This window comes from Erysipelothrix sp. strain 2 (EsS2-7-Brazil) (genome assembly GCF_016617655.1).
Classification (GTDB): Bacteria; Bacillota_I; Bacilli_A; order Erysipelotrichales; family Erysipelotrichaceae; genus Erysipelothrix; species Erysipelothrix piscisicarius.
In genome coordinates, this window is record NZ_SCFT01000012.1 from 1 (window position 1) to 21,321 (window position 21,321).

Sequence of the window (21,321 nt, forward strand, 5' to 3'; positions counted from 1 at the left end):
CAATATCTTGATGATATTTGCTTCAAAATTAACTCAATGCCGCGAAAAATATTTGACTTCAAAACGGCCTATGAGATAGACTTTAATAAAAGTAAAAGTGGTGCGGTTGAGATTTGATAAAAGAAAACGGCTAATTAGCCGTTTTACATTACTATTTAATAAATGTGATGTTGATATTTTTCAAGATTGGATCACTGATAACATCTGTAAAGTCATCAGCATGTTGTTTTTTAATCGTTGAAGTAACACCATCTTTATCCGCTTTCATATCAGCGATAACTTTTTCTAAATCTTCTTGTTTAAAGGTTTTGAAACGGTCGAAATTCTTAGGTAATCCGACACCGTCGTCATTGATATTGTAAGCATGTTGCGTACCACCTGGGAATTTGCCATCATAGTGTGCTTTTAATCCTTCATAAACAGCAAGTTGAAGTTCTTTTAAAGCAGAAGTGATGATTGTTTCACTTTCGCCTGATTGGTCAACGTCAACACCAATAACCTTAGCTTCTTTATCCTCTGCAGCTTTAAATACTGAAGGACCAGCACCACCAGCAGAAACAAAGATTACTTCAGTTCCCCCTGCATACCAACCTGAAGCTAACATCTGAACTTCTTGAGATGCTTCAAATGTTCCTGAATACTTGTACATCATATCAACAGTAATACCTAATTCTTCAGCTGCATGATTCGCTCCGTAAACATAACCTAAACCGAATTTTTCAACAGCTGGAACTTTCATACCACCAATATAACCTAGTTTTGTATAGCCATCTTTGACTGCAGCGTATCCTGCTAAGAATCCAGCTTGTTGTTCTTCCCAAACAACAGAATACATATTAGGACCAATTACAGGCTCTGACTGTGGTGTTTCCGAAGGAGCACCATCTACAAAAATAAAGTTAACATCTGGGAATTCCTTTTGTGCTCTAAAAGCTGCGTTCGCGAATAAAAATCCTGGCATAACGACAACCTTAGCGCCCCCTTCAGTAATCGCTTTTTCGATTTCGTTAAAGTATGCCTCGTCATCTTTTGCAACGGGACGATAGTATGTATATGTGACTTTATTTTCGTCACCATACTGTTTAACGCCTTCATATGAACCTTGGTTAAATGAGCGGTCATCAATTGTACCAACGTCAGTAATCAAAGCGATTTCTGCGCCTTTACCATCTTGTGCTTTTTCGCCACCTGAACAAGCGGTTAGAGAAAGAGCTAACAAGACAACTAAAACACTAGAAAATAGTTTTTTCATCTGTTTCCTCCATACAAGTTTCCTTGTATCTATATCGTATCGAATTTTATATTGATAATCAATAGAAATGTCACAAATAAATGTAACCGGTATCATATATGTAGGGATAAGTGCCCCTCTACTTCACTTTGAGGACTGACATATCAAAAAAGAGCGTAAATACAATGGTGTATTTACGCTCGATTTATGATCGATTTAATGCCTTAAAAACTAGTCTTTCTCAATTTTATGAATATAACGGGATTTAATTTCTGCTTCCACTAATTGCATAAATGCATCAAGTTCAAATGGGTTTTGTGCACGCTCACCATAACGGCGAACATTGACACTACGATCTTCGATTTCTTTATCTCCAATGATTAATTGAAGTGGAATTTTATTCTTTTGCGCTTCACGTAAGCGATAGCCTAATTTTTCATTACGTCCATCGACATGTGCACGAATTCCTTTATTTAAAAGAAGATCGCAAACTTCATTGGCATAGTCCATATGGAACTCTGTATTAACAGGAATAATTTCGATCTGTTTTGGAGCCATCCATAATGGGAATCCCCCTGCAAAGTGTTCAATAAGAATACCGATAAAGCGTTCAATTGAACCGAAAATTGCACGATGAAGCATAATAGGTCGTTTTTTCTTACCATCTTCTGCGACATATGTAAGATCAAAACGTTCAGGAAGATTCATATCTAATTGAACCGTACCACATTGCCATACACGATTCAATGAATCTCGCACTTTAAAGTCGAGTTTCGGACCGTAGAACGCACCATCTCCCTCATTAATTTTAAAGTCGACACCAGCAGCCATACAAGCCTCTTTGAGGGCTTGTTCAGATCGGTCCCAAACCGCAATGTCACCAATATACTTGTCCTCAGGACGTGTCGATAATTCGATTGAGTATGAAAGACCAAATGTAGAATAAATCTCGTCAATAAAATCTAATATTTCTACGATTTCATCTTGTAATTGATCTTCTCTCATAAATAGATGGGCATCATCTTGTGTAAAGGAACGCACACGGAATAAACCATTTAGCGCACCACTGGCTTCATGACGATGCACATGACCCATTTCAGCAAGACGAATCGGTAAATCGCGGTATGAATGTAAGCCGTTTTTATAGACAAGCATTCCACCTGGGCAATTCATCGGCTTGATTGCGAATTCGCGATCATCGATTGTTGAGGTATACATGTTTTCACGGTAGTTTTCCCAGTGTCCTGAAACTTCCCACAACTCTTTATTCAGCATTGTTGGTGTTTGTGTAAACACATAACCACGTTTAATATGCGCGTTATAGTAGTATTCATCTAAAGCATGACGTAATGTCATACCATTTGGTAACCAAAATGGGAATCCTGGCCCAAATTCACTCATCATAAAGAGTTCAAGTTCTTTACCAAGTTTTTTGTGGTCGCGTGCTTTCGCAGCTTCTAACCATTCAAGGTATTGATTAAGGTCTTCTTCAGTTTCAAATGTAATTCCATATACACGTTGAAGCATTTTATTCTTGGAATCCCCTTTCCAATACGCTCCAGAAACTTTTAATAATTTGAAATATTTCATTTTCTTTGTCGTCTCAACATGGGGACCACGACATAAATCGATGAATTCAGCTTGACGATATGCAGTTATTGTTGCATCATCTTCAAGATTGTTAATAATATCGATTTTATACGAATCATCTTTAAAGATTTCTAACGCTTCTTGTTTTGTTAACACTTCTCGTGTAATGCGCTTGTCTTCTTTAGCAATTTTTCGCATCATTGATTCAATTTTAGGTAGATCCTCTTCTGTAAGTACTTGATCTCCTAAATCCATGTCATAATAAAAACCATCTTCAATTACAGGTCCTACCCAGAACTTTGCTTCAGGATAAAGACGTTTCACAGCATGAGCAAGTAAGTGTGCTGATGAGTGATTCAAGATATTAAGACGTTCATCTTCTCTAATATTTACCATAATAACCTCCTCTATAAAAAAGAAAAACGTAAATCCATCCAAAAGGACGAATTTACGCGGTACCACCTTTAATTCACAATTTAAATTGTGCACTTAAACTGTTAACGCCAGAATACGGGATTTTTTCTAAAATCCAACTCTGAGGTGGTAAATACGCATATTCTACGAGAAGTTTTCACCAACCACTTCACTCTCTAGTTCAAAACAACGTATTTTTGTCCTCTTCACTGTTTATATATTATTTATACATCAATAGTAAAGAAATATCAACTAAATTACAAAATTACCTTCATTAAACACAATAATTGATTCGCCGTCGTGTGTTGTTCCGACAACACTCATATCTTCACTACCAAACATAAAGTCTTCATGATTTAATGAGTCGTTAGCATTATGTGCAAGTAATTCCTCGTCGGTCATTTCTGTTCCACCTTTGATATTCATTGGATAGGCACGTCCTAAAGCCATATGGCAAGATGCGTTTTCATCAAAGAGTGTATTATAGAATAGGATATTTAAATCCGAAATTGGTGATTTGTGAGAAATCAATGCGATTTCACCAATGTGTCGACTTCCTTCATCCGTGTTTAAAAGCTGTTCAAGTGTTTCACGTTCTTGTTTCGCATCAAACTCAACAACTTTTCCATCAACAAACTTCAACCAAAATTCATCAATAAGTTTACCATTGTAATTTAAAGGTTTTGTACTATAGACGATACCATTCACATTAAGGCGATCTGGCATCGTAAATGATTCCTCTGTTGGCATATTTGGATTAAAAGTATAACCGCGTTCAGAGACTTCTTCGCCGCCAGCCCAAACATGATTATCCACGAGACCTACGACAATATCTGTTCCCTTGCCATTTTTAAAGTGCAAGGATTTGAAATTGTAATCATTTAGAATTTTGTTTTGATGTGATAGTTTTTCATTATGTTTTTCCCATGCTAACACAGGATCATCATTTTCATTAATACGAACAGCATAGAGAATTGCTTCCAACAATTTATCATAAGCTTCATCAATTTCTAAATTTGGGAACACAACATGTGCCCATTCTTTTGTTGGAAGTGAAACAAGTGACCATTGTCCTCGATTTGCCATTGTATATTCACGCATACGTTTTAGAGCTTGTCCTTGTGCCTTTGCTTGTGCAGCAAGTTTATCGCCATCAACATCAGCCATAAGACCTGGTGATGGTGCATAAATGGATAAACGACATAAATCTTCTTCCAAATAACTGTCATATTCATCAATAAGCCATTGAGGAATATCTGTTAAAGTATCCATATCTTGGTTTTGTACATGCATTTTAGCAATGTGGTCATCACCAAATTTAACAACAACCTTTTTTGCCCCTGCTGCATAGGCTTCATCAACAATTAAACGTGCAAATTCATAATGTTCAGCTTTAACATTTACTAAAACTGTTTGTCCTTCTTGAACATTAACACCTGAACGCACCGCTAATTTAGCATATTTTTTTAATAAATCATTCATTATCTGTGACCTTCTTTCGAGTAACACAACATCGCAGCACCAATTACACCGGGTTCATCCAATTCAGCCTCTACAAATTGAGTATCTCTCATTTGTTCGTGAACTAAATCCTGATAATAACCAATCATGCGATCCCAATATAAGTTTTTTGACTTCGTAACACCACCACCAATTACAAAAATATGTGGATTACATACATGTGCAATTGAAGAGAGCATCATTGCGAAATCATATGACATCTCATCAATAAGTTGAATCGCTTTTTCATTTCCTTGTTCCATGAGCGTAAAGATTTCTTCAGCAGACTGAATCTTTGGATCAATCAATTCTTGAGCTTTGCGAACTAATGCTGAACCGCTCGCTTCATTTTCAACTGCACCTGCATTAAGTGTGTTGATGTCCGAACGACGAACGCGTTCACGGTCAATTACGATATTTCCTACTTCTCCTGCATAACCCTTATGACCTGAAAGGACTTGTCCATTAAATACAAGTGCCCCTCCAATACCAGTGGAATGCGTTAAATAATAGACTACATTATTGCCTTTACCTGCACCAACAAGTGCTTCCGCAAGACCTGCTACATTTGCATCATTATCCATATAGATTGGTAAATCTATATGTTTTTTGAGATAGTCGATTACCGGATATTCCGTAAACCCTTTCATGTTTGTAGATAAGGTTACGCACCCGAGTTCTGTGTTAACTGGACCGGGTAAACCCAGTCCAATGCCAACACATTCATCAAATTGTTTTAGATTTTTTATCATCGAGATGATGTTATCTAAAACAACTTCCGGTCCCTCAAGTGCGTATGATTCGCTTTTAACTTGCTCATGAATCTTTCCATCTTCATCAATAACAGCTACACGTACATTCGTACCGCCTAAATCAACTCCGATATATTTATTCATAACAATCTCCTTATTTAATTTCAATAATTTTCATTGTATTTGTATTACCGGTACCTGTTGGGTATCCAGCTGCAATAATAACTTTTTTACCTGGTTCAATACCAAAGTTTTTCGCAATTGTATTTGCGATTTCATCATCATTTGTCATTTCGTTTCGAATATCGGAAACCACAGGTTTTACACCCCAAACGATTTCTAGACGATTTTGAACTTCTTTTGTGAAAGTAACAGCGATTACCGGAACATTTGGACGGTATTTTGAAATACGTTTTGCTGTTGAACCACTTTGAGTAAATGCAATAACTGCGGCTACATCATCAAGGTTTAAGGCTGTTTCAGCAATAGAAATTCCGATTGAATCTTGAATTGTACGTTTTGATGATTCAATTGAATGACGCAAACGATCGCGGTAAGGAATAATTTCTTCCATAGCAATTGCAATTTCAGCCATTGTACGAACAGCTTCTACTGGATAGGCACCAACAGCTGATTCCCCTGAAAGCATAATTGCATCAGTACCATCTAAGATTGCATTCGCAACATCACTTGCTTCAGCACGAGTAGGACGTGGGTTTTGTTGCATTGATTCAAGCATATGTGTAGCTGTTACAACTGGTTTACCCATTCTATTTGCTGTCTTAATGATTTGTTTTTGGTAAATAGGAACTAAATGTGTACTTACTTCAACACCTAAGTCACCACGAGCAACCATCACACCATCTGCAACTTCAAGAATACTTTCAATATTATCGAATCCTTCTTGGTTTTCAATCTTAACGATGATTTGGATATCTGGTTTTCCAGCTGCTTCAATCACTTCACGAATATCTAAAACATCTTGTGCACGTCTTACAAAAGATGCTGCAATATAATCAATTCCATTTACTGCCCCAAATGTGATATCTGCACGATCTTTTTCTGAAAGGAATGGCATACTTAACACAACATTCGGTACGTTAACACCTTTACGTGTTTTGATTAGACCTGGATTATCGACACGACAAACGAGATCTCCATCTTTTTTATCAATGACGGTTAGTTTCATTTTACCATCATCAATAAGTAAGTAGTCATCTACTTTAACGTCTTCGTAAACTTCTGGTACTAATAAAGTAAAACGCTCATTATTTCCTACGTAATCTGCATCAAACCCTACACGAACGATATCACCTTCTGCAAATTCAAGTGCGCCATTTTCCATATCGCCACAACGAATTTCAGGTCCTTTTGTATCTAAAAGAATTCCCAAGTTAATACCAATTCGATCACTCACCTCACGAACAACTTTCATACGACGTAAATGATTTTCTTGAACATCATGTGAGAAGTTAAAACGAACGATATTCATTCCTTCATTTGCGAGTTTTTCGATCATCTCTGGTGATTCGGAAGCGGGTCCGATAGTACAAATAATCTTAGTTTTTTTCATTTCATGCATATTGTTTATCCTCCTATACCAATCTGTCATGTAATTCAAACAGCGCTCTACTTGATTTTTTAGGCATTTTCAATGCTTCATCAATATCAATTGCTACTATTTCTTCGTTTAAGATGCTGACGCATTTACCGCCATCACCTGCGATAAGCAGTCTTACTGCTTTATCACCGAATTGTGTTGCTAAAATACGGTCACGTGCCGTCGGTGATCCACCACGTTGAATATGACCTAAAACAGTTGAACGGCCAGAAAAACCAGTATGTCTTGAAATCTTTTGCGCTAGAAGCTCTACATCCGTTATTTTTTCGCTAATAATAACAATAGCATGACGTTTTTTCTTCACTTCTTCAATTCTGCTTAAGCGTTCTAATACTTCTGATTCATCATATCCTGTTTCTTTTGTAATAATTACTTCAGCACCTGTTGTTAATCCAGCATAGAGGGCTAAATCACCACATCGATTTCCCATAACCTCTACAACTGAACAACGATGGTGTGAACTCGAAGTATCACGGAGTTTATCAACATTAAGAATAACTGTGTTTAATGCTGTATCAAAACCAATCGTGTAATCAGTAGATGCAATATCATTGTCAATGGTACCTGGAATTCCAATACAGTTAATCCCCATCTCTGTAAGTGCCATCGCACCACGGTAACTACCATCACCGCCTATGACAACCAAACCTTCAATACCGTGTTTCTCTAAGTTCGCTACAGCTTTTTCACGAACTTCAAGAAGCTTAAAGTCCTCAAGACGTGCACTCCCTAAAATTGTTCCACCTTGAATAATAATGTCACTAACATCACCACGACTTAGTTTACGAATATTATCGTTAACTAGGCCCTCGTATCCGTCAAAAACACCAAATACTTCAAGTCCTGCTGAAATACCAGAACGGACAACGGCACGAATCGCTGCATTCATGCCCGGAGCATCACCACCTGAAGTTAATATGCCAATCTTCTTCATAATTCACCTCTCTTGTAATCATACCACTATTTTATTGCTATTTCTCTACAAAATGTTGAGAAATTACTTGTTTCGTCGATTTTGACCCACCATTTCATATGGGATTGTTAAAGCATGGATACGATCTACCAATCTTTTAGCTCGAATCTCATCAGAAGTTCCCTTATTATCAAGTTTATACAAGTCTACAAGCATATCCGGACTGTAATTACTTGTTATAATGGTCTTCTTCTTATTCTCAAGGCGTTCATTGAGTATTGATAATAAAATTTCATCACGACTCCATGACGTTATCGGTTCTGCTCCTAAATCATCTAAAACGAGCAAAGGTACTTTTCTAAGTTTCCTCAACGTATATTCCATCTCTGACGGATGTGTAAATAATTGCTTTAAATGACTCATGAGTTTTGGAACATGAATAAACGCCACATTACGTCCACTCTTGGCAAAATCATTGGAAACACATGCACTTAAATAACTCTTTCCAATTCCTAAATTACCATAGAGATAATATCCCGGCTTATCATTTTCAACAAAATTAATCATATCTTCAAGTACATTTAAATAATTTGGATTCTCATGTTCAATGGAAATTTTCGAAAAAAGTGCATTATGTAAACTCAATGGCAAATCAAAAATGACATATTGATTTAGATATGCATTTTCTTCAGCAATTTCACGAACAATTGGAAGTTCATAAATCTGTTCCGACAAAATACCTGTTGATTGATCATAAATTAGGTCTACATATTGACCTAAACTCGGATCATTTTCAAGTTCTTGAGGCGTATACGATTCTGCTTTCCGTTTATTTAATACCCAATTTTTAAATTGAAATGCATTTGCTTCAATGATAGCGTCAGGGCATTCGAAACGTTCCATGAAATCAATTATTTCTGGCAATGTACGTAAACGCTCAAACGTCTCCAAACGTTTTTGAACTTGTTCATCGGTTAACTCGAATTTTAGATTGCGCATACTCATCTAGATTTCTCCTTTACTTAACATCCCTTTCAATCGCGATTTCAGGGCATCAACATCTTTATCAATGGTAGTATCAGTCGAATATGTCGGACTCACCACTTCTACTTTGGGTTTCGCAATGCGTTTATTGCTTGTGTGACTTGGCGTTTCTTTTTCTTTGAGGGCATCCTCGAGCGTCTTCACCCCACGACGTTTCCATGATGATGCAACCTTTTCAACAAACCCTCGATTTAAATTCTTATCATTTGTTTCTAATATGTACTCTATGAGGACATTTATAACTTTATTATCAAAGCCAAAATTATGCTCCAAAGATTTTAAGAGCTTACGATCGGCATCGATAATATAAGTATCTTCTTGTTTGTAGGCGAGGAAACTAATCGGATCAAGTTCATATGGATCTGAAACACTCGCAACACTTTGTGTTCCATGATTTTTTTCAATAAGATGTTGGAACCTTTTTGAATCAAATGTCCCTGTTTCAAAATTTGTAGATGCCATTAATACCGATTTCATATCTAAATAACTTAAGTTATAAAACGATCCAAAAACACCTACTTTTTCTCGGACATCATCCGTTCGAAATGCTTGGGGATACATCGCATTACTAATAGACTTAAAGAACCCTTCAACGTCAAATTTGTGCTTACGGCTCAGGTCCGCTCCTTCAGTTCGCTTCGATGTATAGGATTCCTCAAGTGATTCATCCCAAGACGATAGCCGTGTTAAATCGAAACTCGCCGATATTTCATTATCCACCTCGACACAAACGTCTTTACGATAGCGTGTGCAAACTTCGATGAATGACTCGCTCCCTCTCACAATCGCGTAGAGTCTTCCAAAAGTAGGATGTTGGAGAAAATCATGTGGATTCATTGGCGGTACAAGCACAAGCGTTAAAACGCCTGTATCAAAGGTTCGCACAAGTGCAAACCGTTCCAGTTCTTTTCGATAATCGTTTATTTCTGAAATTCCAAGTTGTAACATATGCGTTAAGGTCTGAATCGGTACTTCGCATTCATATTGCCCAAACTCATAAAGGGTTAGATAAAGACTTAATGCAGGATAAGAAAACAGTGGCTGATATAAAAGTACTAACGCTTCCATCTGATCCGGCGCGATTTTAAAATCTACATTTGTTTTATAAACGACTTCTTGCATCTTTTAAACCCTCCATTTTAATTCTTTGTATCAATATCTCAGTGTCGTAATTTAATTCGGAAAGTGTACCATTATTATATAAAATATAATCTGATTTTTCTTCCTTGATTATTTCCGAATACTGTCGATTCATTCTAAGGTTGATATCTTCCATTTTCATGCCTCGAGCCAACAGTCTTTGAATTCGTGTATTATAATCTGCACTCACCATGATGATGCTGTCAAACAAGTCTTCCATATTTGCCTCAAAAAGAAGTGGGACTTCAAAGAAAATTATTGATTTTTCATTATCGATAATCTCCTCAATAAATACTCTGACTTCCGAAAAAACGTTTCGTTCGAGTTCCGCCAGCATTTCCGGATTTTTGAATAGAATTGTAGACATTTTCTGACGATTCACGGTTCCATCTGATTCTAAAATTTGCGAACCAAGTAGCGCGATAATATAATCATATAAAATACCATTGGGTTCGTAAAATGAATGCGTCAAACGATCCATATCATAAACGTGATAGCCGGAGTCTCTTATATATTGACTTACACTCGATTTACCTGCCCCAATTGTTCCTGTTATTCCAATTTTCATCGTCTCACCTTCTGACATTTTCCGCAAAAAACAGTTGATCGTCCTGATACTACAATGCGCTCCAAGGTCTTTCCACATCGTGAACACGGTTCCCCCGCTTTCCCATAGGCATTCAAATTAACTTGGAAACGACCAGTAACATTAAGCGAGGACGTGTAAGAACGAATAGTTGTTCCACCCGCCTTGATTGCGTTCATCAAAATAACTTGTGCCGTCTCAACAATCATATCACACTGTTTTTTTGATATTTTTGATCCGGTGGTAAGTGGATGAATTTGTGCTTCAAAAAGTATCTCATCTGCATAGATATTGCCAATTCCCGCAATAATACTTTGGTCTAGTAAGATCGTTTTCATAACACGATTGGATTGATGAATTTTCTGATATAGATAGTCACCACTTAAATTAGGGTCAAACGGTTCAAATCCTAAATTTTTGGTTTCTAAATATCGAATTGGATCCGATACGACAGCCATACGCGAAAATTTCCGCGTGTCCAGATAGTGAATCGTTCCTCCATCAAAATTAATAACGCAATGAGTATGTTTAGATGGCACTTTTACCTCGTCGTATAGGTGAAATTTGCCTTCCATTCTCAAATGCAGAATCCAATGTAAACCATTCGACATCTCAAACCACAAATATTTTCCTCGACGATGGAAATCCTTAAAATATGTTCCTTCTAATGCCTCCAGTGGATACTCCGATTGCGTTTCAAGAAGCTTTGGATAAATAAAATTAATTGAAATTATACGTTTTCCTTTCAGTGACTTCTCTAGGGTCCGTACAATCGTCTCAACTTCTGGTAACTCAGGCATTATTAATACCAATCCTTACCGGTATCCACAGAAACGTTCAGATCAATCGGCCAAGAAACAATGTGTTCCATAACTGATACCATAAGATTTTGAATCGCTTCAAGCTCATCATCATAAACATCAAATACAAGCTCATCATGAACTTGTAAAATCATAGCAGATTTGTAATTGTTGGATACAAGCAATTCATCTGCTTTGATCATAGCTATCTTAATGATGTCCGCTGCAGTCCCTTGAATGGGTGCATTCATCGCAGCACGCTTACCGAAGTCTTTTACCGCTCGATTTGCATCATAGATTTCAGGTATATATCGACGTCGATTAAATAGGGTTTTAACATAACCATCACGCGTACAATCTTCTACTACGGAATCCATATACTTCGTAATGTTCGGATATATTTCATTATATCGTGTTATAAAATGACGCGCCTCAGGTATGGTTATATCCAACTGTTTAGACAATCCATATTCGGACATACCATAAACAATTCCAAAGTTAACACTTTTTGCTTGACGTCGCATGGTATCGGTAATTTCATCCACTCCAAAAATTGCCTTCGCCGTTTCAGCATGAATATCATGGCCACCATTAAATGCCGCCATCATACGCTTCTCATCAGCAAGATAAGAAAGGACACGAAGTTCAATTTGAGAATAATCAATTGACATTAACGTACATCCTTCTGATGCTACAAAAGCCTTTCGAATCATTCGTGTTTCTTCATCACGAACAGAGATATTTTGTAAATTTGGATCACTTGACGATAAACGACCGGTTTGTGTTGCGTGTTGGTTAAAAGAAGTATGTATTTTCCCATCGGCGTGAATATGTTTGGTCAATCCTACGGCATAGGTACTATAGAGTTTTTGATACTTACGATACTCCAAAATAGGTGCAATAATCTCATGCTCATCAATCAAACCTTCAAGCACATCTACAGCAGTTGAACGTTTCTTTTTCGTTGGGAGTTTTAAATGATCAAACAAGACCTCCGCTAACTGTTTCGGTGAATTTAAATTAAATTCCATGCCTGCAAGGTCATAAACATGTTTACTCAACGTCTCAATTTTTTGGTGTGTCGCACTTGCAATATCATCAAGAACGCTTCGATCGACATTAATCCCCCTAAATTCACATTTTGATAAGATAGGGACAAGAGGTTTTTCAATATCTTCATAGACAGAAAGCACATCAATTTGTTTTGCTTCATCACTTAAAGTTTTAAATTGAGAAAGAATAGCTTGAGTGAAAGCCGCACCCTTCTCCATCCCTTCGTATTCATGAAACCATAGCGCAAATTCATCTTTTAATCGTGCCATAGTTGTAATCGATGAGTTTACAATAAATGCAAGCAATAAAAGGTCATCGAACTGATGCTGAATTTCAAAATGGTTCTCAAGACAAAAACGATAAAGCGATTTTGATGAATCTACTACAATTGAAATATCGGACTCAATCAGAGCTCTAAATTCAGGGTTTTCAACCATTTCCCCAAGTGTGAGGTAAATATTTTCCTTCCCATCAGAAATGAAACACCCCTGAAGATTTCCCTTTTTATCAAGCTCCATCGAAATTGCAATGGCTGATCTTTGCCAGGATGAATCCAAATGAATAAACTTTATATTCTCTTTTTCAATTGTTTCGACATCATAATGATCTGTAATAAGCGAATTCATATCATACTTACGATAGAATGCATTTAAAGATTCATTTGGAATTTCATACTTAATGGAAGATAGATCAATATCAAGTGGTACAGAAGTATAGATTTCAGCCAACTGATATGACATTCTCGCTTGGTCTTCAAATTCTCGAATTTTTTCGCCCATTTTCCCCTTGATTTCATCTTTGTGTTCATAAAGATTTTCAAAGCTACCATATTGGCCGAGAAGTTTAAGCGCTGTTTTCTCTCCAATCGAAGGAACACCGGGAATATTATCGCTTGCGTCACCCATGAGAGCTTTCATATCGACAATTTGTTTTGGTTCAATACCCATCTCATCCAAAAGACTCATTTTATCCATTAAACGCAAGTCTGTAAGACCCTTTTTCATTAACAAAACATCAACATTATCATCAATTAATTGAAGCATATCACGATCACTTGTCAGAATTTCAACTTTCGAATCAGGATACATTTTTGACATCGTTCCAATGATATCATCTGCTTCATACCCACTTAATTCAAACCGTTGTATAGGATATGCATCTAAAAATTCACGTACAAGAGCAAATTGTGACACCAATTCTTCATCAACCTCTTTACGTGTTCCTTTATAGGCTTCAAACATATCATGACGGAACGTCTTATCCTTTGTATCAAATGCAACGAGCACATGTGTTGGATTGATAATTTCTATAGCCTTTGCAAGCATCGTTGAGAAGCCATATACTGCATTTGTCACTACACCTGAACTGGATTTCATATAACCCCTTGAAAGTGTTCCATAATATGCTCTAAAAAGCATTGAATTCCCATCGATTAATAATAATTTATTCATGTTTTCCTACTTTCTAAATAAGTAAAACCCTTGGGATTACTTAGCAATCGTCTCAAGGGTTTCTAGATTAAGTCTCATTTTCGCGATGTAATCATAATTCGCTTCGATATCTTTATCTGATAGATTATAAAGATTGCTTAATTCAATTTGTGTTAAATTAAACTCTGTTTTTAATTGATTAAATAATTTTACATATTCTTCTGGCATATTCTCTTCATACGCAATATATTGAACACCATCTTTTGCAATGCGTGATCTAATTGCATTCAACATTTCTTCATCCGGCAACACTCCGTATTTTGACAAGGTTGCGGGATAAACACCAATATTATAACTCTTTTGCCAGTTACCAAAAGATGGTGTCATTGAAACAAACTTAATCCCTTTTTCTGAATCTCGCAACAATTGGTACTGCGCTTGAAGTCCTGTTAATTCAACTTCTAAGACTTCAAACTGTTCTGTAAAATAAGCTTCCTCATCGGGATACGTCTGAACCAACCAATCTTTTATTGTACGTGCCATGGACGTCATCGCTAAAGGATCCATCCATAAAAATGGATCTTTGTCGTATTGATCCACAGCAGCAAAAGCTTCTGATTCATAATATGCAGATTCAATCGCATGGGACTGGCCATCAACTACTACATTTGTATATCGTTTAAATGGATACAACATTGATCGCTCCGATAAATCGATCATCTGCAATTTAGAATTTTGAAGATCATCGAGGTAAAGTTGCCAGTAGGGCTGTAATTCATTAATATAAAAAATTGTATCTGCTTTTTTGATGATTTCTTGAAAATCATCTTTGACTGTCGCCTGTTGAGGTATTAAACCGGTGTCAATCCGTTGAACGTTTACACGCTCACCAGCAAGACGCTCAACTAAGAACTGAATTGGATAATTTGTAACGATTACATTCCGACTTCTAGGAACGCATCCCGACAATGTCCCCAGTATGATAACCAACACTAGTAATTTACTCATCAATCGTTTCATACACAACCTCTTTTCACATTTTATTATACACTAATTTTCTTCAGGGATAACCCAATTATTCTTTCTCAAGTTAAATAAGGCACGTATCGAGAAGTATAATGGCATGGAAATTAAAATCCCTACAAATCCAAATAAAACACTCGACGCAAAAAATGCGAATAACGACCATAGGGGTTCGATTTTGTCGCGTTTTGAATAAACCATCGGTGACACCACATAACCATCTACATTTGACAAAACAACTAAACCAATAGTAAGAATAAGCACACGTGGTAACGGTAACGTTAATGCCGTTAAAATCCCCAGTACATGCACAACAGTTGGTCCAATATATGGAATTAATAATCCAAATGCGGTCAACACCCCGAGAACAAATGCATAATTATGGCCGACAGCTAGATAAAGCAAACTGTACTCAATGCATGTAATGGTCATAATAACTACAAGCGTCCCTAAATAACGGCTAACTGCATGATCAATAACAATGATAGAGTTCCCCAATTTAGGTGAAATGTTATTTGCAATTCGTAAAACACTTCCCGTGAAATTTTCATAATCAAAAACAAAATACATCCCAATAATAAATGAAAAAATCCCAGTCGTGATTGTTGAAAAAATCTTTGATAAAAACTGTGATGCTGCAGCAGGCAATGTTGGTATCTGACCGACAATTCCATTGAGCATCCCCATAACTTGCTTAAATATATCATCTGCCCAAGGTGAAGGATTATTATGATTAATCTCTTTATAGTAATTGTAAAGCTGTTGAATCCCATCCATACTATTACCAATTAATTGTGATATATCTGTATAGAGTGATGGTAAAATTGATGAAAAAAGAAGTACAATCAGTACCACAAACAATACAAGCGTGATGGGAACACTAATAGCCCGCTTAATATTGTATTTTTCAAAGAAAACAGCAATGGGTCTAACAATATATGCGAGCGCAAAACCGATAACAAATGGTAGTAGAATGCGTTTTGCTAACTCAATTGCATGTTGCCAAACAGCCCATGTTTGCATCAATAAAAATACACTTAATAAAAATAACATAAAAGGAACAAGTTGCTTCCAACTGAAATGATCATCAAAAAATTTTTGAATGCGTTGAAATATGTTCATAAATCAATATCTCCCTCTGTTTTTATTAACGCATATATAAATTTTGAACACGTTGCATAATCATACGATGCATTAATTTATATAACGTCATAGCGATTGGTAGCAGAATTAAATTACCGATAATTACCCATAAAGTTCGAGTACTTATAAAAGTAATTAAACCATACGATACCCCTTTAACAAGAGGTAACATTCCAAAAATTAACATTTCTTTGATAAACAACCCAATAACTGCTAGAACTAGAAACTCAAATGTTGATGTCCCAATATAACGATCCCAAACTCTTAAAATCGCTATTGTGACGGAATAACTAACAAAGAACATTGGAAACGATCCAATATGGTTTAAATCCATCCATATCCCTAAAAGAATCGCTTTGACAATCGATTCAGTCTGAGAATCATTTTGCGTTAATAGCATTAGTCCAAGAAAATGCAAACTGCTTACAAACGTTATCGAACTCAAACCAAGTTGCGTAAACAGAGCATTAAAAATTGAATCTAAAACCAATAAAACCAAAATATATAGAAAATGCATCCAGCGAATCATTCTCATGATTTTTTCACCACCGAAACATACTTAATATTATTATAATCTACAGAAGGTTTTACATACACAAGCACGCCAACACTATCTGCAACATTTTTAACAGAGTCGACTTTCCCAACAAACAAACCACTTGGATAGACACTACTTATGCTTGCAGTTGATACAGGCATATCTGCGGCAATGGTTGAAGTAGACTCAAGAAGTACGACAGAAAACAATTTCTTCTCATGATCATACGAATTTAAAATTCCTTGAACATAATTCCCTTTCGATACCTCTATTTGCACCGTAGCATTCGAATTTTCATCATTAGCAATTAGAAGTGCTACCAATGATTGATTTTTATCAACACTTAATACTTTACCAATAATTCCTTTCGGAGCCACAACACCGTCGCCAACAGCAACACCATCTTCACTTCCTTTATCAATTGTGATAACGGAATCCCATTTTTCAGATGAACGGTTTTTTACAGTTGCGTTAACTTGTGTAAATTCTGAATAGACTGAATTAAGTTCATTCAGCGCTTTAAGTTCAGCCACTTCACTCTCTAATTCATTTAATCGCGTTTGCCAATGATGAGATGTTTCTAATTGTGTTCTTAACTTATCGTTTTCATGACGCACATCCCACATCGTCGATGTGTCTTTTACGACATTGCTCATTGTTTCAATTGGATAATCAATTAACCCATAACGTACCATCGAAATGAAACTAAAGAAATTACGATCTGATGATTCATAAAATGACGATTTTTTTACAAATCCCATTCCAAAAAGACAAACAATAACTGTTGTTAATAAATAAATAAGTACACGTCTAAAATTATTCTTTCGTTTCATTTAATCACCTTCTTTATTATACTTACAAATCCAACTTTTTACAAATGAAAGAATAAGGGTTTTAACCCCTATTCTCCAAATAAAACCGGTTGCAATTTACGTAATGAAACAGACTCTGTTGAGGTGACGATAATGTGATCGAGCACCTCAATTCCAATCATATAACCAGAGTTAATCAAAACTTGAGTCATCTCTATGTCTGCTTCGCTGGCAGCGAGCGATCCTCCAGGATGATTGTGTACGAGTACAATTCGAGATGCATTGCATCGTACCGCTTCTCTAAAGACATCACGTGGATGAACTAAACTCTGATCAACCGTACCTTTAAATAAATTTAAGTAGCGAATCAGTCTGTTCTGAGTGGAAAGAAAAAGCACAAGAAAGCGTTCTTGTTCCTCAAACCCAATCTCAAGATTTAACCACCTCACTATATGTTGACACGAACTTAGTTGAATCTTTTCCCCAGGCACTGGCTTGACAATTCTTCGAAGCAACTCATGTAACGCAATGAGAGTTGAACATTTAGCTTTTTTCATACCCTTGATATTTGATAATTCCCCATATTGAATCGTAATCAGATTCTGAATTCCGCCAATCGATTGTATGACTTCAGAAGCAAGGACTGTAACACTTTTATTGCGTGTTCCTGTCCGTAATAAGATTGCAATCAGTTCTGCATCCGAAAGTTTTTCAGGACCGAGCGCTAAAAGTTTCTCACGCGGCATTAGGTGATATTGTCGACCATCATCGTCCCCACTGAATTTTGGCTTTACCATAAGATAAACTGCCGCTACTACTTGTTAGGATTTTGTATACCGCCGCCAATCCGATTAATACAATCAATCCAGTTATATATAACGAAAGCATAAATCACCTCCGTTACTATGTATGTACTTCAGAAATAATTTCATAAAAAAAGAAAGAAACGTGTTCTTTCTTTACTTCTAATCTTTTAAAAGATCAAACAATGTGACTTATCGCGTTTTAAAGAACTCAGGGATATCATTGTTTTCAGTACGACGTTCTTCCTGATTGTTATGTGACGTTTGATAAGCGGGTCTTGCTTCAGCCGCAGTACGCGTAGCATGGACTTCAGGTGCAGGTTCTTCCGCACCATCAAAACCAGTCGCAATTACGGTTACAATAATGGAATCACCAATATTTTCATTAATCGCAACTCCAAAGATAATATCAATATCATTTCCCGCTGCATCACGAATATAATCTACTGCCTCTGATGCATCTTGAATCGAAATTGAATCGCCACCTGTAACGTTTACAATCGCATTACGAGCACCATCAATTTGTGCTTCTAAAAGTGGAGAAGTAATCGCTTTTTGAGCCGCTTCAATTGATTTATTTTCACCTTGTGACATACCAATTCCAATTAAAGCACTTCCCTGTCCTGCCATAACGGATCGAACATCCGCAAAGTCAAGGTTAATCATTGCAGGAACAGCAATCAGATCAGTAATTGTTTGAACACCTTGTCTTAGTACATTATCTGCCTCTTTAAATGCTTCTTGGAATGGAATACGTCCAATCACTTCAAGTAATTGATTATTACTTACAATAATTAATGAGTCAACATAAGACTTTAATTCTTCCAATCCAGACATTGCCTGATTTGAACGACGACGTCCTTCGAATGTAAATGGTTTTGTAACGATCCCTACAACAAGTGCACCTTCTTCTTGCGCGATTTTCGCAACAAGTGGTGATGCTCCTGTACCAGTTCCACCGCCTAAACCAGCTGTAACAAAGACCATATCAGCATCTTTTACAGCTTCTCGAATTTCATTTTCACTCTCAACGGCAGCTTTACGTCCCATTTCTGGATTCGCACCTGCCCCAAGACCCTTCGTCACCTCACGGCCTAATTCTATACGATTAACTACAGGCGAACAGTTAAGCACTTGTAAATCTGTATTTGCGACATAAAATTCTACACCTTTCATGCCTTCATCAACCATTCGATTAACCGCATTACATCCAGCGCCACCGACACCTATTACTTTAATTCTTGCTACTTGTTCAAAATTCGCATCCATATTTGTTCACTCCTCCATCTAACGTTCAAAGAACATGCTCTTCAGTTTTTGAGTAATCGAGTCATCTTCGTCTTTTTCATATTGTAACACAACTCGCTTAAACTCATCTTCATCAACGCTTGAGAGTGTTACATCACGGAATATACTTTGGTCTTTATAAAAGTAAAATGCCCCTACAAGAGATGTTAGACCATAATCTTTTACACCAAATGTTGTAGAACGGTATGTAACCGCCTCCGCTTCTGTTATTTTTTCAATACAATTTGTAATTCCTGAAATCTCTGCGGCTTCTCCACTAATAATAAAACGAGGTTCCCCAAGACTTTCAAAAATCGGTTCACAACTATTACATATTTCAACAATAAATTTATGAATATCCTCTGCAACTAAATCCATAAGATCTACCTGAGATAAGGTATGGGATGTTGATTTAGTTGACCATATGAATATAGGGTCATCTTTCGGATTTTCATTATTTAAATCGATATTAAAATACAATAATCGATGCACAACATCCGTTGGCACTTTTAATGTACGTTCGATTTTCTTCATAAAGACATCAAATCCACGATCGATATAATCATTAGATAAGAGAATACCTTTACTAAATAGTGATAATTTTGTTAGTTTTTCACCTAATGTTAAAGAAACAATTGGTTTATCAATTGACGCTTCAAATAATGAAGCCTCTTTTGCAAAACCAATATCATCTAAAACAATATCAATAATCTTTAATCCTGATTTTTCAACACATGACACATATGGGAAAATGATGGATTGTTTCCCGAAGTAGCAATCTGCTTCTATCGTTAAACTTTCACATCGTTCATTTAATGGTAATTTACGAGTCGAACTTCCGTTCACAAAATACTTACTCATTAATACGTTCGTTAATATATGTCCTTCAGGAGCTTTTACGTTTAATAATTCTTTATATGCTCTTTTTACATCATTCTCAGAAATACGCCCAGTGATTGGTACGCGCAATTGTTTATTGATTCGCTTCATATGGACGCCAGGAACAAGTAATAGTACTTGTTTTATTACAACCCCCAAATTACGCGATGCATTTTCAATCGCTTTTTTAATTGAATCGACCACATGCGTTTCGCTCATAATCGAATAGCCCGCCACACCTAAATGTGGGACTCGTTCAACCTTTAATATATTTAATCGGCCATTGAAAAATTGTCCAACTAATAAGCGCACTTCATGATCCGCGATTTCTAAAGCTGCAACTATTTGTTTCTCCATCAGCGAACCTCCTTGTGCTATTATCATAATATCATAATAAAGTCCAATAGCAAAGTGATAGATGGTGTGTTAAGTGCATTTTTGCTTGTTATTTCACACAAGAATTTTTGGTGATAATTTTTCCCTGAGATACTTGATTAAACAAAATCTATATGATATTATAGTCAAGCGTTATGAAATAGATAAGAAAGGGGGTTACGGTATGCCTAGAGTATGTTCCGTATCCGGTAAAAAAACACTATCAGGAAACAAACGTTCACATTCACTTCGTGCGACTCGTCGTAAATGGAATGTAAACTTGCAAAATGCAACAATTATGGTGGATGGAAAACCAACTCGTGTCCGTATTTCCGCCCGTGCACTAAAATCATTGAAAGCACAACAAGCAAAATAATAAAAAATACG

19 protein-coding genes, 1 pseudogene and 1 other annotated feature are annotated in these 21,321 nt (G+C 36.5%); of the genes and pseudogenes, 2 read left to right on the forward strand and 18 right to left on the reverse strand.

Annotation, left to right across the window (positions count from 1 at the left end):
• Nucleotides 1-117, forward strand: a pseudogene (locus tag EPJ90_RS06335) (IS30 family transposase); the annotation flags it as partial.
• Nucleotides 118-151: 34 nt separating this feature from the next.
• Here the strand turns inward: EPJ90_RS06335 and EPJ90_RS06340 are convergent.
• The 18 genes from EPJ90_RS06340 to EPJ90_RS06425 form a co-directional block, all read right to left on the reverse strand.
• Nucleotides 152-1,252: a BMP family lipoprotein gene (locus EPJ90_RS06340; protein WP_125164391.1), complete on the reverse strand. Its 1,101-nt coding sequence runs from the start codon at nt 1,250-1,252 to the stop codon at nt 152-154.
• 210 nt (nt 1,253-1,462) lie between these two features.
• The gene (gene thrS, locus EPJ90_RS06345) at nt 1,463-3,217 is read right to left on the reverse strand and encodes a threonine--tRNA ligase (protein ID WP_161637527.1); all 1,755 of its coding nucleotides are present in this window, start codon (nt 3,215-3,217) and stop codon (nt 1,463-1,465) included.
• A gap of 39 nt (nt 3,218-3,256) precedes the next feature.
• Nucleotides 3,257-3,454 (reverse strand) — a binding site (T-box leader).
• Between the two features lie 33 nt (nt 3,455-3,487).
• On the reverse strand, nt 3,488-4,717 hold the full coding sequence (locus EPJ90_RS06350; protein WP_161637526.1) for an aminopeptidase: 1,230 nt from the start codon (nt 4,715-4,717) through the stop codon (nt 3,488-3,490).
• Nucleotides 4,717-5,631: an ROK family protein gene (locus EPJ90_RS06355; protein WP_125164389.1), complete on the reverse strand. Its 915-nt coding sequence runs from the start codon at nt 5,629-5,631 to the stop codon at nt 4,717-4,719. The genes EPJ90_RS06350 and EPJ90_RS06355 overlap by 1 nt, the downstream gene beginning before the upstream one ends.
• Nucleotides 5,632-5,641: 10 nt before the next feature.
• A complete protein-coding gene (gene pyk / locus EPJ90_RS06360; protein ID WP_161637525.1) occupies nt 5,642-7,069 on the reverse strand; it encodes a pyruvate kinase in 1,428 nt (475 codons plus the stop codon).
• Nucleotides 7,070-7,082: 13 nt separating this feature from the next.
• Entirely contained in the window at nt 7,083-8,042 is a 960-nt protein-coding gene (gene pfkA / locus EPJ90_RS06365) for a 6-phosphofructokinase (RefSeq protein WP_123171370.1), read from the reverse strand.
• A 63-nt stretch (nt 8,043-8,105) separates the two neighbouring features.
• On the reverse strand, nt 8,106-9,026 hold the full coding sequence (locus EPJ90_RS06370; protein WP_161637524.1) for an ATP-binding protein: 921 nt from the start codon (nt 9,024-9,026) through the stop codon (nt 8,106-8,108).
• Complete coding sequence (locus tag EPJ90_RS06375; RefSeq protein ID WP_161637523.1) at nt 9,027-10,187, reverse strand: DnaD domain protein; 1,161 nt, start codon at nt 10,185-10,187, stop codon at nt 9,027-9,029.
• Nucleotides 10,168-10,773 (reverse strand): dephospho-CoA kinase, encoded by a 606-nt coding sequence (gene coaE / locus EPJ90_RS06380; protein ID WP_161637522.1) that lies wholly within the window; start codon nt 10,771-10,773, stop codon nt 10,168-10,170. The genes EPJ90_RS06375 and coaE overlap by 20 nt, the downstream gene beginning before the upstream one ends.
• Nucleotides 10,770-11,591, reverse strand: coding sequence for a bifunctional DNA-formamidopyrimidine glycosylase/DNA-(apurinic or apyrimidinic site) lyase (gene mutM / locus EPJ90_RS06385; RefSeq protein ID WP_125164384.1), 822 nt, complete (start codon nt 11,589-11,591; stop codon nt 10,770-10,772). Before mutM ends, coaE begins: the two co-directional genes overlap by 4 nt.
• A gap of 2 nt (nt 11,592-11,593) precedes the next feature.
• On the reverse strand, nt 11,594-14,095 hold the full coding sequence (polA, locus tag EPJ90_RS06390; protein WP_161637521.1) for a DNA polymerase I: 2,502 nt from the start codon (nt 14,093-14,095) through the stop codon (nt 11,594-11,596).
• Nucleotides 14,096-14,131: 36 nt separating this feature from the next.
• Nucleotides 14,132-15,094 carry a metal ABC transporter substrate-binding protein gene (locus tag EPJ90_RS06395; protein WP_161637520.1) on the reverse strand — a complete coding sequence of 321 codons (963 nt, stop codon included), beginning with the start codon at nt 15,092-15,094 and terminating at the stop codon, nt 14,132-14,134.
• 30 nt (nt 15,095-15,124) lie between these two features.
• Nucleotides 15,125-16,219, reverse strand: a complete 1,095-nt coding sequence (locus tag EPJ90_RS06400; RefSeq protein WP_125164381.1) for an AI-2E family transporter — start codon at nt 16,217-16,219, stop codon at nt 15,125-15,127.
• 25 nt (nt 16,220-16,244) lie between these two features.
• A complete protein-coding gene (locus EPJ90_RS06405) occupies nt 16,245-16,775 on the reverse strand; it encodes a hypothetical protein (RefSeq protein WP_125164380.1) in 531 nt (176 codons plus the stop codon).
• Nucleotides 16,772-17,611 (reverse strand): rod shape-determining protein MreC, encoded by an 840-nt coding sequence (gene mreC, locus EPJ90_RS06410; protein ID WP_161637519.1) that lies wholly within the window; start codon nt 17,609-17,611, stop codon nt 16,772-16,774. The genes EPJ90_RS06405 and mreC overlap by 4 nt, the downstream gene beginning before the upstream one ends.
• A 68-nt stretch (nt 17,612-17,679) precedes the next feature.
• On the reverse strand, nt 17,680-18,387 hold the full coding sequence (gene radC, locus EPJ90_RS06415) for a RadC family protein (protein ID WP_161637518.1): 708 nt from the start codon (nt 18,385-18,387) through the stop codon (nt 17,680-17,682).
• Nucleotides 18,388-18,585: 198 nt separating this feature from the next.
• A complete protein-coding gene (gene ftsZ / locus EPJ90_RS06420; RefSeq protein ID WP_161637517.1) occupies nt 18,586-19,662 on the reverse strand; it encodes a cell division protein FtsZ in 1,077 nt (358 codons plus the stop codon).
• Nucleotides 19,663-19,680: 18 nt separating this feature from the next.
• Complete coding sequence (locus EPJ90_RS06425) at nt 19,681-20,916, reverse strand: cell division protein FtsA (protein ID WP_161637516.1); 1,236 nt, start codon at nt 20,914-20,916, stop codon at nt 19,681-19,683.
• A 202-nt stretch (nt 20,917-21,118) separates the two neighbouring features.
• On the opposite strand from EPJ90_RS06425, the gene rpmB reads away from it, so the two are divergent.
• Entirely contained in the window at nt 21,119-21,310 is a 192-nt protein-coding gene (gene rpmB, locus EPJ90_RS06430; protein ID WP_013853067.1) for a 50S ribosomal protein L28, read from the forward strand.
• The last annotated feature ends 11 nt before the right edge of the window (nt 21,311-21,321 follow it).

Excerpts from the sequence above, each read along its gene's own strand:
- EPJ90_RS06340 (WP_125164391.1), bottom strand. The coding sequence starts at position 1,252 with ATGAAAAAACTATTTTCTAGTGTTTTAGTTGTCTTGTTAGCTCTTTCT.
- pyk (WP_161637525.1), bottom strand. The coding sequence starts at position 7,069 with ATGCATGAAATGAAAAAAACTAAGATTATTTGTACTATCGGACCCGCT.
- EPJ90_RS06350 (WP_161637526.1), bottom strand. The coding sequence starts at position 4,717 with ATGAATGATTTATTAAAAAAATATGCTAAATTAGCGGTGCGTTCAGGT.
- radC (WP_161637518.1), bottom strand. The coding sequence starts at position 18,387 with ATGGTAAAGCCAAAATTCAGTGGGGACGATGATGGTCGACAATATCAC.
- EPJ90_RS06375 (WP_161637523.1), bottom strand. The coding sequence starts at position 10,187 with ATGCAAGAAGTCGTTTATAAAACAAATGTAGATTTTAAAATCGCGCCG.
- polA (WP_161637521.1), bottom strand. The coding sequence starts at position 14,095 with ATGAATAAATTATTATTAATCGATGGGAATTCAATGCTTTTTAGAGCA.
- mutM (WP_125164384.1), bottom strand. The coding sequence starts at position 11,591 with ATGCCTGAGTTACCAGAAGTTGAGACGATTGTACGGACCCTAGAGAAG.
- EPJ90_RS06400 (WP_125164381.1), bottom strand. The coding sequence starts at position 16,219 with ATGAACATATTTCAACGCATTCAAAAATTTTTTGATGATCATTTCAGT.
- thrS (WP_161637527.1), bottom strand. The coding sequence starts at position 3,217 with ATGGTAAATATTAGAGAAGATGAACGTCTTAATATCTTGAATCACTCA.
- EPJ90_RS06395 (WP_161637520.1), bottom strand. The coding sequence starts at position 15,094 with ATGAAACGATTGATGAGTAAATTACTAGTGTTGGTTATCATACTGGGG.
- mreC (WP_161637519.1), bottom strand. The coding sequence starts at position 17,611 with ATGAAACGAAAGAATAATTTTAGACGTGTACTTATTTATTTATTAACA.
- EPJ90_RS06355 (WP_125164389.1), bottom strand. The coding sequence starts at position 5,631 with ATGAATAAATATATCGGAGTTGATTTAGGCGGTACGAATGTACGTGTA.
- ftsZ (WP_161637517.1), bottom strand. The coding sequence starts at position 19,662 with ATGGATGCGAATTTTGAACAAGTAGCAAGAATTAAAGTAATAGGTGTC.
- EPJ90_RS06370 (WP_161637524.1), bottom strand. The coding sequence starts at position 9,026 with ATGAGTATGCGCAATCTAAAATTCGAGTTAACCGATGAACAAGTTCAA.
- EPJ90_RS06405 (WP_125164380.1), bottom strand. The coding sequence starts at position 16,775 with ATGAGAATGATTCGCTGGATGCATTTTCTATATATTTTGGTTTTATTG.
- EPJ90_RS06425 (WP_161637516.1), bottom strand. The coding sequence starts at position 20,916 with ATGGAGAAACAAATAGTTGCAGCTTTAGAAATCGCGGATCATGAAGTG.
- pfkA (WP_123171370.1), bottom strand. The coding sequence starts at position 8,042 with ATGAAGAAGATTGGCATATTAACTTCAGGTGGTGATGCTCCGGGCATG.
- coaE (WP_161637522.1), bottom strand. The coding sequence starts at position 10,773 with ATGAAAATTGGAATAACAGGAACAATTGGGGCAGGTAAATCGAGTGTA.
- rpmB (WP_013853067.1), top strand. The coding sequence starts at position 21,119 with ATGCCTAGAGTATGTTCCGTATCCGGTAAAAAAACACTATCAGGAAAC.